Here is a 12,631-nt window from a genome sequence, read left to right on the forward strand (position 1 = left end):
ATCACTTCTTTCGTTTGATCGTAAGGAAAGTGAACCTTATACATAATATCACCCTTTCTCGCACCATAAGAGGGGCTGTTCGGATTGTCATTATCGAACGTGTAAACGAACTCCGTGATAAAGGGTTCGCCATACTCTCGATAAAACGCCTTGAAACGATCCCTTTGGTAAACCTCTTGGGCTATCTCCAGAATCTTCGCTTCACGCTCCGCCTTCGGAAGATCCGAAAGTCTCTGTGCTTTAAGGCTGCTGCCAATACCGCAGCAAATGATAACCGGTACCATCAATAACAATTTCTTTTTCATCGTTTCTGCCTTTTGGGGATATAAGATCTAAGTATGACGAACCCTTTACAAAGAGATAACAACTCTTCTTTTACGCTAAACTACTTCTCCTTTTCCTTGATTTCTTTCAAGATAATGATATAGTTGTTGCCTAAAAAGATATGTACTGCTTCTGCCGTTTTATCATAGATTGTGACTACCGCAGCATACTTTGCTTCCATCACTTCTTTCGTCCGGTCGTAAGGGAAATGCACCTTATACATAATATCACCCTTTCTCGCACCATAAGAGGGGCTGTTCGGGTTGTCATTATCGAATGTGTAAACAAACTCCGTGATAAAGGGTTCGCCATACTCTCGATAAAACGCCTTGAAACGATCCCTTTGGTAAACCTCTTGGGCTATCTCCAGAAGCTTCGCTTCACGCTCCGCCTTCGGAAGATCCGAAAGTTTCTGTGCTTTAAGGCTGCTGCCAATACCGCAGGAAATGATACCCAGTACCATCAATAACAATTTCTTTTTCATACTTATTTTTTCTTTTTGGGATATGCAATATAGTTTTTGGTTGGGGCATTCTTGTCATGACCGCTTTTAATGATATATCCAAAATGTTCAGAGTCATACTCTCCGACATAGTCATGCGCTACCACGGGTGCTCCGTTCTCATCCGCCCACTTCTGGTCCGCTTCAGAGATTCCGACCGTTCTACACACTTTTCCCTTCACATGGGTCAGCGGAGTATGTCCATGTATAAAACAGACGGGCATGGCCGTTTTCGGGATATGATCGCCATTATGCCTCGACTGAGCGCTTCCGGCATATACAGAACCTTTGGTTCCCTCACCTCCTTTGACTAAAGAACCCGTTTTCATATTGCCGATATAATACTTGCCGCTTGCAGAGTCGTAAAATACATAAAAACCTTTTTCTAAACGTCCCTCGGGAGTTGCTGCATCTTTGATCTGTTTCCACATATCCTTTATGGCATTTATGACCTCCGGATCTTTCAGGATGTTTTTGATATCTTTCTTATCACCATCTTGAGGTGCTGCGATATGATTCCCACCGCCACCTCCGCCGGTGTCATACCCTATAAATCATCCCATCCTTCAATTATGCTTGCTCGCTGCCAGAACTGGCCCATCTCACACAGTTGATTATGGCGCCGCAGCATCCATTCCGATAAACTCTCTCGTCGATGAGCGACAACAACAACTCCATCCAACTCCCCGCAATCCCACATATAATCGTCATATACTCTTCTTAAATTGCCGGTAGAAACGGTATACGAACCGGGGTAATTCATCGATGAGAATGCAATCGAATCGGCCGGTATATTCTCATCCCTACCCACCGGCTTGAACCCACCGGTGACCACCCCCTGCTCATACAGCTTACCATAAAGAGGACGACCATCTATGGAGAAGAAAAGAACCTTTCCATCATAATCGCCATCCATATACAGATAGGTATTGCGATGCAAATATGCATACCGTGTATCGATATACTTCTTCGATGGCAGAAGGACCATCAAAAAACCATGGAAGCCGTCTTTGGAAACCGTATCGCGGGTAAGCACCAAACGGGTTACGGAATGATAGTATTTCCAGTCGTCAGGATTCTTTTTTAGTCGCTCCAAGGATTCTTCCGTCAGAATGTCGTAATGGGAAACATCCGTCAGATCGACATCAACAGCTACTTCAGCTCCTTTCCGGTTCACCGATGTAAAACGCCATGTCGGGTCATCGTAAAGCGCTGGGGAGGATGAGCTGCGAAGCAGAGGCAACTGTTGGCGAAACCATGCACGGGCTTCTTCTTTGACCTGAACTTTCGGCTCGTGATGCGAAGAAAGATTTTCCTCCGGCTCATCCGAACGACAGCTCCATAATGCAGCCATGAGAATGGCTGACATGAAAAAAGAGAGTGTTTTCTTCATATTCAAATTAAATTAAAGGTTAATCGCAACAAATGTATATTTTTTCCTTGAATAATACAGCTCTTTATATCATCTTTCAAGAAAGAATAGACAGTGTGTCAAAAATGAATTTTGACACAGCCCCTTTCAGCTGTGTCAGAATCCATAAAGTACAAGGCACCGAGACTGAGGCTGAAAGGAGCGTACCGAAGCACGTGACTGAAGTCGAATGTTGCAAGCAATGCAGTCATTTGCAGATGATGACATACTGCCCTTCAATTATTGCCGATGATCCAAACGACCGTAACGGATTAAAGAATCACACTACGCGGCTGATTTTGCGGTCGTCTTGCAGGAACCCCAGCACATTATCCACAAGCTCGTACACCATACGCACACGGGCATCGTAAGTTTGCGTACCCACATGCGGAGTCATCACCACGTTATCCAGTTTGAGCAGATCGGCTACGGGCACATCGGCATTCTCAAACACATCCAGACCGGCAGCAGCAATGTATTCCGACTTCAACGCCTGCACTAAAGCCTGTTCGTCTACCACAGCACCGCGGGATGAATTGATAAGGATAGCCTTTTCTTTCATCATCCTGAGGGTCCGGGCATTGATCAGGTGATGCGTTTCTTTGGAATAAGGGGTGTGTACCGATACGATGTCGCTCTGCTGCAGGAGTTCTTCCAGAGAAGCATAGGTGATACCCGCATTGATTTCCTCGCGTTCGCTCAGGCGCGTACGTTTGTTGTACAGCACTTTCATACCGAAGGCCTTGCAACGGCGCGCCACAGCAGCCCCTATATTGCCATAGCCCACGATGCCCACCGTCTTTCCGAAAAGGTCTACCCCGAGGCGTTCGATACGCGAAAGGGTAACCTTAGGCCCTTCGGTACGTATCAACCGGTCCAGCTCTGCTACGCGCCGGGTTACCGACAGCATCAAAGCCATTACCAGTTCGGCAGTCGGTTCGATAACGGCATAAGGCGTATTCGTAACGGCAATATGATGCTGTCTGCAGTAGTCGAGGTCGATGTTGTTATACCCCACGGCATAGTTGGAAACCAGTTTGAGCTTTGCGCCCTTTTCCAGCAGATCGGCACGCACAGGAATGTCGAATACCGAGCAGAGCACATCGTAGCCCGGAAGCATCTCTTTCAGTTCTTCTTGTGTAAAATCGCGTCCTTCGGGCGGAAAGGTCACCTCATGTTCACGCATCAACTCATCCCAGCCCTCGCGCACGGTGTCGAATGCAATAAGTATTTTTGCCATAATAATTTGTTGTTTGGTTGTTTTGCTAACAAATATAAGAAAGGCAATCCTGAAAATATCTATTTTCCGGCATATGAACCGGCAACCCCTGCGAATTGGTTATATTTGTATCTGTGTGAACCGGAAAGAGTCATGGACAAACTTTTTTATTCGATAGGCGAGGTCAGCCGCATGCTTGGGGTGGAGCGGAGCACACTCCGCTATTGGGAACAGGAGTTCTCGATCATCAAACCGCACACCTCCAAGAAAGGTACACGCCAATACACGCCATCGGATATCAAGAAGTTGAGAACCGTTCAGCATCTCCTGCGCGAACGGGGACTTAGCATCGATGGAGCCAAGCGTTCACTCAAGCATAATCCGGATGCCGAGGTACGCAGAGTGGATGTTCTGGAACGGCTGGAGAAAGTACGCAAAGAGCTGATGGCTATCCGCACAACGCTGGAAATGATAGAAAACGAAGCAAACGGACATGGAGAACAGGGATAAAGCCCGGATACGGCTGATATCGGTACGTACGCTGGCAGAAGAAGAGAGGCAGGCCATGTATAAGAATTTTTTGCTACCTCTCTACAAGAACAGCTTTCCTCCGGAAGAGAGGCGCAACGAAACTTCGTGGCAGCAACTTATCTCCTCTCACCCGCAGTTCGACCTCGCTCTGATACATGACCTGCAAAGCGAAGACAACAGTATGCCCTGCGGTTTTCTGTCGTTCTGGTATTTGGATAGCTGCGTCTACGGCGAACATTTTGCTTTAAGTCCCGAAAGGCGTAACGGAGGCATCGGTTCGGCCACCATTTCCGAACTTCTGCGATTGCAGGCAGGCAACCCCCTGCCGATGGTGTTGGAAGTGGAGCTGCCCGACGCCGGAGAGATGGCTGCACGCAGGATCAAATTCTACGAACGTCTGGGATTTGCAACACTCCCTTATGACTACATGCAACCGGTGTACGACTGCCCCGGAGAAACAGCTCTGGAAATGAAAGTGATGAGCAGCAAGCCTCTCTCCCCCGCAGAGTACGACCGTATTACGGAAGAAATCGAACAGCGCGTCTACTGCCTTGCTTAGCCGTATATGCCATGCTGTTTGCCCAATAAAAGAATAATCGGATGAAAAACTTTGTATTCAACAATCCTACCAAACTGATTTTCGGAAAGGATACCATCGTTACCCGCTTGCGTGCGGAGCTGCCCACGGACAAAACCATTCTGGTTACATTCGGTGGCGGAAGCGTGCGCAAAAACGGCGTGTACGATCAGGTGATAAAAGCCCTCGAAGACCTTTCTTTTGTGGAGTTCTGGGGTATAGAACCGAACCCGAAGGTGGAAACCATCCGCAAAGCGGTGGCAATGGGGCGTGAGCACCATGCCGGCTTTGTGCTGGCCGTGGGCGGAGGGTCGGTAATCGACGCCAGCAAACTGATAGCCGGAGCCATACCTTCGGAACGCGATGCATGGGACATCGTACTGAGCGGTAAGATAACCGAAGAGAGCCTGCCGCTGGGCACAGTGCTCACCATACCGGCCACCGGAAGCGAGATGAACAGCGGCGGAGTGATCTCGAGCATCGAAACGAAACAGAAGTTCGGGTTTTCAGGCGCCTATCCCCGTTTTTCCGTACTGGATCCAACGGTTACTTTTTCTTTACCGGCCTATCAGGTTTCCTGCGGTATAGCCGACACGTTCGTGCACGTCATGGAGCAATACCTGACCACCACGGGGCAGAGCCGCCTCATGGACCGCTGGGCCGAAGGCATTTTGCTCTCCCTGAAGGAACTGGCACCTATCATCAAAGAAGATCCACAGAACTACGACGCTCGTGCAGACCTGATGCTCTGCGCTACCATGGCATTGAACGATTTTATCCGTATCGGGGTAACGCAAGACTGGAGCACGCATGCCATCGGACACGAAATTACAGCCCTCACCGGCCTTACGCACGGGCATACCCTCGCCATCGTGCTGCCGGGAACGATGCGGGTGCTGAGTTATACCCTCAAACGCGAAAAAACGTTGCAGTATGCCGAGCGGATATGGCATATAACCGAAGGCACGGAAGACGAACGCATAACCGCAGCCATAGAAGCTACGGAACAGTTCTTCAGATCGCTGGATCTGCCTACGAGATTGAACGAAATGAATATCGGCCGTGAGGTTTCGGACGAGATCGTACGCCGCTTTACCGAACGGGATGTAAAATTGGGAGAGGCCGGCACGGTAGATGCCGAATGCACCCGGAAGATCCTGGATAGCTGTTACTGAACAGATACCTGACTTATATCATTCATCAGTGATTGACGCAGGGAGGACTTCCACCCCGTCAGTCGCTGATTTTATTTTGCAGAGCTTCAAACTCTTGCGTATCCCGTTCGTGCGTGTCGTCGGCCGGCCCGGCCAAAGGCAGCACAATGCGAAACGTGGTGCCTATGCCGATTTCGGTTTGCTTAACGAAGATTCTCCCATTATGATAATCCTCCACAATGCGCCGAGCCAGTGAAAGCCCCAGCCCCCATCCTCTTTTTCTGGTGGTATAGCCCGGTTCAAAAATCGTTCTTACCTTACGTCTGGATATACCCTTACCCGTATCGGTCACGTCTATATTAACCGTTTTATTCCTGGGCGTGTATTTGATTGAGATACTACCCGACCCCTGCATGGCATCGACGGCATTCTTCATCAGGTTTTCAAGCACCCAGCTGATCAGGGATTCCGAGATATTGACAAAAACAGGCTCAGGATATAAGGTAAGGTCCACCTTGACCTGCTGCGAAATACGTACCCGCAGGTAATCTGTCGAGCGTTGCAGAACTTTGCCCAGCTCCTCCGTGGTTTTCGCCGGCTCGGAGCCGACCTTTTGGAACCGGTCGGCAATGATGCTCAGACGGGTGATATCTTTGTCTATTTCCTGCACAATCACGGGGTCGGTATCAGAGCTTTTGAGCAGTTCGTTCCAAGCCATAAGCGAGGAGATAGGCGTGCCCAACTGATGTGCCGTTTCTCGCGACAATCCCTCCCAAATACGGTTCTGCTCGCTTCTTTTCGACGTAAGCAGAGCCAGAATGGCAATGAGTACGAACAGAAAAAAAGCGCCCAACTGAATATAGGGGTAAACCAGCAGTTTCGTCAGCGTATGGCTGTCGGAATAATAAAGATAGCTGACCTCTCCATTGACCTGATCTATGCGTATAGGTCTGTATCCCTTACGATAGTTATTGAGCTTCTTATACAGAAACTTCTCCGGATTTTTGCGAGGCAGCTTGATGTTACGGTAAGTCAGAATCTGCCCCTCCTGTGAAGTCAGAATAAGCGGGATGGACGTGTTCGACTCGATTATGCGGTAAATAAGAGCATAGAAAAGCTGTGGCTCGTCCGTACCCGCCACACTGCTGGCCTGTGCCCATAACTCCATCTTGGCACGCTCTTCCTGCGCCAGCTTTTCCACCAGACTGTCGGAGATACCCAGTGAAACGAAGGCCAAAACGATACCGGCAACGATGAGCACGTTGCGTATCTTGAAATTATTGGCCAGCGTGTTGGCAAAACGGCTGATAAACGGCGGATGATCTAAAAACTTGAACAAAAGGCTCTTTTTTATATGAACACTAAGGGGCAATGCGGCCGAAAGACCACGTGCCATCGGATTGTTTCTCATATAAGAAACGGTCATGCAGCCTGCTTTCGCGCCCTTGCCAGAATTCGATGCGCACAGCCTTTACGGCAAAGCCGCCCCAACTGTCGGGTCTGGGTACCTCACGACCGATGAACTTGAGGCTCTCTTTGGCAAACTCCGCCACAATGAAACTGCGCCCGGGAATAGGTTGGCTTTGCGGGGATATGCGTGCTCCCACACGGCTCTTGTAAGGACGCGTACGGAAGTAGGCATCGCTGACCTCGGGGCTTACATGCCGGACAGTACCTTCGATGTGTATCTGTCTCTCCATTTCATGCCACAGAAAGGTAAGGCTGACATAAGGGTTGGACTTCATCTGCTGCCCTTTGCGACTGTTGTAATTGCTGTAGAAAATAAACTCTTCGTCCAGCAACTCTTTCAGCAATACGGTACGTGCACTGGGGTGGCCGTCGGGCGTGGCCGTACAAACGATAACGGCAGTGGGTTCGTTAACCTTATTATCCACTGCTTCCTGAATCCATTTCGTTACCAAATCGTGCGGATTGACCGGCATATCTTTCCGGCTAAGGCTGCGGGCAGTGTATTCGCGCCGCACATTCTCTAAATGTAAATCCATGTCACTGTTTTTCTCCTGGTTTTTCCCGGAGGAGGTATAATTTATCGGTTTTGTTCTTTTCCCCCTCTAACACAGCTACAAAAATAGCTTATTTATCCCGGAAACGACATTCACCACAGCTTTATGAACACGGTCTTCAAAAGAAAAACCGTAAAAGTTTAATTTGGCATACAAAGAAAGCCCTTACAGATAGAGGAGAAAAGGCTTTTTTTGAGCCGGATAAGCTGAATGATACGGCTCCATTTTCAATATGATTTCCACCGATTTCAGAAGGAACAAAAAAGCATTGCCTGACGGTTCAAAATTCTTCAGGCAATGGATAAAAATTCTTAGCGCTATGGTTTTTCAACGAAGTTAACTTCGTTTTTTATTTTTCAGGCAGAGAATTTTCCCTTTCTCCCCACGCCCGGTTTTCATGGTATTTTCTTTGATTTTTTCGATTATCTGTTCACCGGCATTTCTTCCTTAGAAAGAGGCTGCTTGCGAAGTCTTGTTTTTCGTTACATTTAAGCAAGCACATCGCTTTATACCGGGAATATACGGAAACAACGTTGCTTTCAAATATTTTGATGTATAAAAAAAATAATATATCTTTGCAACGCTAAAGAAGAAAGGGCCTATAGCTCAGCTGGTTTAGAGCATCTGCCTTACAAGCAGAGGGTCATAGGTTCGAATCCTATTGGGCCCACCGTTTTTTCCGAAAGCACCTACGGCACAATGAGAGCCGCAACAAAAAATATTCTTGGGCCTATAGCTCAGCCGGTTTAGAGCATCTGCCTTACAAGCAGAGGGTCATAGGTTCGAATCCTATTGGGCCCACACCGAGAATTATAACCTGAAACCGAATGACTATACATAGCCATTCGGTCTTTTTTTGTAGAACTATCGTAACTATTAAAGATTGAAACTTATGAAGAAGATTTTTTATGTTGGCATACTTGCTCTTCTTACTGCATCGTTGACATTCGCTCAAGATGACAAGGAGCAAAAAGACTGGATGATAAAAGGGGTAACCGGCCTGAACGCCTCTCAAACAGCTTTGAGTAACTGGTCTGCCGGTGGTGAAAACACTTTTACAGGCAATGTGTACCTGAATGTACAGGCCAACTATAAGAAAAACCGATGGAGTTGGGATAATGCCCTGAATTCTGACTTCGGTAAAACTTACACAAAGAGCAATGACTGGGTAAAGGCTGTCGATAAAATCGAACTCACCTCCAAATTGGGATATGCGTTTTCAAAGAACTGGAACATTGCTTTCATGGGCAACTTCCTCACTCAATATGCACCGGGCTACAAAGATGCAGCCGACAAGAAAAACGGCAAACCTCATATCTCCAAATTCTTATCTCCGGGATATCTGACACTGGCTCTGGGTGCGGAATACAAACCTTGCGATGATTTCTCGGTACTGATTTCACCCGTCACCGGCAAACTGACATTTGTTCATGACGACTATCTTTCTTCCATCGGGGCTTTCGGTGTGAAGCCGGGCAAACACTCGCTGGCCGAACTCGGTGCTTCCGTGGTTGCCAACCTGAACAAAAAGTTCACGGAAAACATCAGCTATATCTCCAAGCTGACACTCTTCTCTGCATACAACAATAACTTCGGCAACGTGGATATGATTTGGGACAATATGTTGTCCATGAAGGTGAGCAAATATCTGACTACCACTCTGACATTGAACATGCTGTACGACGATGACGTTCATGCAGTAGACAAAGACGGCAAGGAAATCGGACCACGCCTGCAAATACGCGAAATGATCGGTGTGGGAGTGGCTTATAACTTCTAACACGGCATCATACAGTAACAACGGTCCGGTCGGGGTTTTACCTCACGGCTGTGACCTGTTCATCGGAAAAGTCTGCCTCAGTCTGTAAATCGAGGCAGACTTTCCTTTTTTCATATCGAATACAAAATCTTATCGATACGAATTGCCATACAGATGGAGAAAATCGTCAATATGTTTTACCTCCCGCCGGGCATACTGCAAGGGGTAAACATCAGTTGGCAGGCCATCAGGTTATCGAACCTGCTGCCTACGACATCGGGCAATGGCGGGGGGGGGCGCAGCCTTCCGGCAGGAACCATTTACACGATTCTTTACACCAAAAAGACGAAAGGAAAAAGATAACAGAAAAAGATTTCGACAAACAGGAGCGAAACGGGCGAACACACCTTACTCTCGGTCTGTAATCAGCATGGTCAAACGGGCGAACGGGATGCTCAACCGCATGGCAGGTCGCCACGATTTAGCCTCGAAATCATATCCGACAAAAGCTCCTAACCGGATAAAATCGGAACCCAAACCTACGGAATAGCCTGTTTCGGCATAAGGCGCATAGCCATCGAAGCGGGTTATCATGTTGAAGTGCAAAGCTTCATCAGGAATAAAAAGGCTCTTGCCATCGGTACGTATGAACAGCCGTTTCGGATGGTAGGACAAAATCAGCGATCCCCAACTCTCTCCACCGCTGTAATTCGAGGGCGTGGTAAAGAAACGGAAATCCATTTGATTCAAATTGGCACTCAGACTTTTGGTAAAATAACGTTCGTCGGGAAGCCCCACATACTTTCTGTTCAGAAACTTTCCACCCGTAATCTGATAGTTCAGCACATCGGCTTCGCCGAAGCGAAACACGCCCCGTGCCAAAAGCTCGATTCTCCGGTATTCCGACCACGGCAGCGTGTCGTCCGCCTTACCGGGCTTGAAAGCCTGACGGTAAACAACCCCAAGCACGGGACCGGGGTATCCGGCCGGATTGACATACTTCGTACCGCCGGCCGTAGAGTACAGATAGCGCGGTGTTGTATGAAACAGCACCTCTGCTTCCACTGCCAGCGAATTATGTTCGAGCATCTCATTCCCGGGAGTAAGGTCGGACATTCTGCGTCGCTCATAAGCTCCGCTAAAGGTGAGTTGAACGGGACCGACGAAAAGTTCGTTCCGGGCTGCGAGAAATTCTTTCTTGAATATATGAATCGGATTATTGCCTAAAAGGCCCGTGGTATGCTCGCTCAGATAATAGTTTTTGGCCGTAGGCATATTGGTGTAGTCCGATGTTACACCTGCTCCTGCCAAAAAAAGCCCTGCCACTCTTGGGGCATAGTGTAAATAGAGGTAATGATGCGTGAAAATATGCTTGCTTTTCCACGTATAATAGGCATCCGGCCTGTAGGTCAATCTCACACCGGGGCTAAAACGATATGAAAGCCCTACGCTAAGGCCTGTCCACAAACCATCTACACTGTTCCAGTCAGGAAATACGGATGCCAACCCCGGCAAAACCAAACGCCAATGCCTGCCATAATCCAAAGCTTTACCAAAAAGGACGTTGGGAAGACCGAAATCGTTTCTGTCTCTTTTAATCATACGGTTGGGATGGATATTCGTTCTATCCTGCTCCAGAAAGCGCTCGTTGGCTTTCTCCATAATGCTGTATCCGCGATGTATGCGTACGAACTCCGGCAGTGGCCTGTAGCGTAGCAAACGAACCATCTGCCGGCTCACAGCACCATTACTCAATGTATCGGCCGCCACATAGATGGTGCTGTCCGTAGAGGGTATGAACTCCCAGCCGGGTTTCTGAGCCCGAATCAATGAGCTTCCGGTAAACAAGATCAGCAAAAGAGAAATAAAAAAGGGTGCTTTCCGCATCATAACGTTTTCTGTTTGGTATTCCGGTGTAAGGATTTTTATTTTTGTTTTTTCTTCAATAAAGAGAAAGCGTAAACAATTATAATAAAAAAGCAGAAAAGAGGAACCACAAAGCCGTTTTTCATCTCTGCTTCGCCCAACAACCCCATAAGAACAGGTGCCACAGCCCCGCCCACTATGCTCATGATCAACCACGAAGAGCCTTGCGGGGTTAATGCTCCCAGCCCCCGGATCGAAAGGGAGAAGATGGTGGGAAACATAATGCTCTCGAACAGATAGCACAGCATCAGAGCATAAACGGACAAACGGCCGGCCCCTGCAAACACCACCGCCATACATACGGCAGCAGCCGCAGCACAAAAGAGCAGAAGCTTTTCCACCGGCACGGTGCGCATCAGGCGACTGCCGGCCATACGCCCGAACATAAACAACCCCATACCGCCGAACGAAAGCATCAGAGCAGCCGTATGATTGCTGACAAGCGGATCGGACTCGATTACGAAGTTGATGAAAAAGCTATTGATTCCCGTTTGAGCAGCCACGTAGAAGAAAAGGGCGATGACACCGAACACAAAATGAGAACGCTTAAATAAAGGAAGTCTCTCCGCAAAAAGGTCTTTATTTTCTTCGTCTGCCTGCCTCTCTGCAATCTTGGGAAGTTTAATTCGGGAAAAAAGTACAGCCACGGCCAACACACAGAAGCCGACGACCGCATACGGAAGAGCAATGCTGCCACCCTGTCCGAAAACAATAAGCCCGCCGACCAGCGGCCCCACAATCCACCCCAATCCATTGAAACTCTGTGCCAGATTAAGCCTGCTGGCGGCAAACTCCGGATCGCCCAATACCGTTACATAAGGATTGGCGGAAGTTTCCAGAAAAGTCAGTCCGCAGCCGATAATAAAGAGACAGAGAAGGAAAAACGGGAAAGACATCATCCCGGTGCCGGGAATAAAAAGGAGTGCCCCCACGGCATAAAGCAGTAACCCCAGGACCACGCTTTTTTGATAGCCGAAACGGCGAATAAACCGCCCCGCGGGCAGTGCCATCAGAAAATAACCGCCATAAACCACGGACTGGATAAGCCCGGAACGTGCCTTGGTAATCACCAGAATTTCCTGAAAATGCCTGTTGAGGATATCCAGAAAACTATGTGCAAATCCCCACAGAAAGAACAGCAGGGTAACCAATATGAATGGAATCAGATAAGAGGTGCCGTCTTCGGCTTTCACTATTTTCATCT

Annotated in this window: 14 protein-coding genes and 2 tRNA genes; 7 read left to right on the forward strand and 9 right to left on the reverse strand. The window is 48.3% G+C overall.

The window, feature by feature from the left end:
* The 5 genes from A3GI_RS0109790 to A3GI_RS0109810 all read right to left on the reverse strand — a co-directional run.
* The coding region (locus tag A3GI_RS0109790) for a hypothetical protein (protein ID WP_018361274.1) at positions 1-305 on the reverse strand (305 nt) is incomplete at its 3' end.
* An 80-nt stretch (positions 306-385) separates the two neighbouring features.
* Complete coding sequence (locus A3GI_RS0109795; protein ID WP_018361275.1) at positions 386-808, reverse strand: hypothetical protein; 423 nt, start codon at positions 806-808, stop codon at positions 386-388.
* A gap of 2 nt (positions 809-810) precedes the next feature.
* Positions 811-1,257, reverse strand: coding sequence for a hypothetical protein (locus A3GI_RS0109800; RefSeq protein ID WP_018361276.1), 447 nt, complete (start codon positions 1,255-1,257; stop codon positions 811-813).
* A 116-nt stretch (positions 1,258-1,373) separates the two neighbouring features.
* Positions 1,374-2,219 (reverse strand): hypothetical protein, encoded by an 846-nt coding sequence (locus A3GI_RS0109805; protein ID WP_026216065.1) that lies wholly within the window; start codon positions 2,217-2,219, stop codon positions 1,374-1,376.
* 298 nt (positions 2,220-2,517) lie between these two features.
* Positions 2,518-3,477, reverse strand: coding sequence for an NAD(P)-dependent oxidoreductase (locus A3GI_RS0109810; protein ID WP_018361278.1), 960 nt, complete (start codon positions 3,475-3,477; stop codon positions 2,518-2,520).
* 132 nt (positions 3,478-3,609) lie between these two features.
* On the opposite strand from A3GI_RS0109810, the gene A3GI_RS0109815 reads away from it, so the two are divergent.
* Genes A3GI_RS0109815 through A3GI_RS0109825 form a run of 3 tightly spaced genes read left to right on the forward strand, consistent with a single transcriptional unit; the run spans position 3,610 to position 5,739 of the window.
* Positions 3,610-3,966 (forward strand): MerR family transcriptional regulator, encoded by a 357-nt coding sequence (locus A3GI_RS0109815; protein ID WP_051074595.1) that lies wholly within the window; start codon positions 3,610-3,612, stop codon positions 3,964-3,966.
* Complete coding sequence (locus tag A3GI_RS11035; protein ID WP_018361280.1) at positions 3,950-4,546, forward strand: GNAT family N-acetyltransferase; 597 nt, start codon at positions 3,950-3,952, stop codon at positions 4,544-4,546. Before A3GI_RS0109815 ends, A3GI_RS11035 begins: the two co-directional genes overlap by 17 nt.
* A gap of 41 nt (positions 4,547-4,587) precedes the next feature.
* Positions 4,588-5,739 (forward strand): iron-containing alcohol dehydrogenase, encoded by a 1,152-nt coding sequence (locus A3GI_RS0109825; RefSeq protein WP_018361281.1) that lies wholly within the window; start codon positions 4,588-4,590, stop codon positions 5,737-5,739.
* A 58-nt stretch (positions 5,740-5,797) separates the two neighbouring features.
* Here A3GI_RS0109825 and A3GI_RS11040 read toward each other — a convergent pair whose 3' ends face one another.
* Both A3GI_RS11040 and pdxH read right to left on the reverse strand, forming a co-directional pair.
* Positions 5,798-7,129, reverse strand: coding sequence for a sensor histidine kinase (locus A3GI_RS11040; RefSeq protein WP_238319983.1), 1,332 nt, complete (start codon positions 7,127-7,129; stop codon positions 5,798-5,800).
* On the reverse strand, positions 7,080-7,724 hold the full coding sequence (gene pdxH, locus A3GI_RS0109840; protein ID WP_018361283.1) for a pyridoxamine 5'-phosphate oxidase: 645 nt from the start codon (positions 7,722-7,724) through the stop codon (positions 7,080-7,082). Before pdxH ends, A3GI_RS11040 begins: the two co-directional genes overlap by 50 nt.
* Positions 7,725-8,337: 613 nt before the next feature.
* Between pdxH and A3GI_RS0109845 the strand changes: the two genes are divergently transcribed.
* The 4 genes from A3GI_RS0109845 (at position 8,338) to A3GI_RS0109860 (ending at position 9,864) form a co-directional block, all read left to right on the forward strand.
* Positions 8,338-8,412, forward strand: a tRNA-Val gene (locus tag A3GI_RS0109845).
* Between the two features lie 56 nt (positions 8,413-8,468).
* Positions 8,469-8,543: transfer RNA gene (locus tag A3GI_RS0109850), tRNA-Val, on the forward strand.
* Positions 8,544-8,634: 91 nt separating this feature from the next.
* Positions 8,635-9,522, forward strand: a complete 888-nt coding sequence (locus A3GI_RS0109855) for a DUF3078 domain-containing protein (protein WP_018361284.1) — start codon at positions 8,635-8,637, stop codon at positions 9,520-9,522.
* A 153-nt stretch (positions 9,523-9,675) separates the two neighbouring features.
* The gene (locus tag A3GI_RS0109860; RefSeq protein WP_018361285.1) at positions 9,676-9,864 is read left to right on the forward strand and encodes a hypothetical protein; all 189 of its coding nucleotides are present in this window, start codon (positions 9,676-9,678) and stop codon (positions 9,862-9,864) included.
* 45 nt (positions 9,865-9,909) lie between these two features.
* On the opposite strand, the gene A3GI_RS0109865 is transcribed toward A3GI_RS0109860, so the two are convergent.
* Together A3GI_RS0109865 and A3GI_RS0109870 are read right to left on the reverse strand one after the other, a co-directional pair.
* Positions 9,910-11,391, reverse strand: coding sequence for a DUF5686 family protein (locus A3GI_RS0109865; protein ID WP_018361286.1), 1,482 nt, complete (start codon positions 11,389-11,391; stop codon positions 9,910-9,912).
* Positions 11,392-11,426: 35 nt separating this feature from the next.
* A complete protein-coding gene (locus A3GI_RS0109870; protein ID WP_018361287.1) occupies positions 11,427-12,629 on the reverse strand; it encodes a sugar MFS transporter in 1,203 nt (400 codons plus the stop codon).
* Positions 12,630-12,631 lie beyond the last annotated feature (2 nt).

The organism is Porphyromonas macacae DSM 20710 = JCM 13914 (assembly GCF_000379945.1).
GTDB lineage: Bacteria > Bacteroidota > Bacteroidia > Bacteroidales > Porphyromonadaceae > Porphyromonas > Porphyromonas macacae.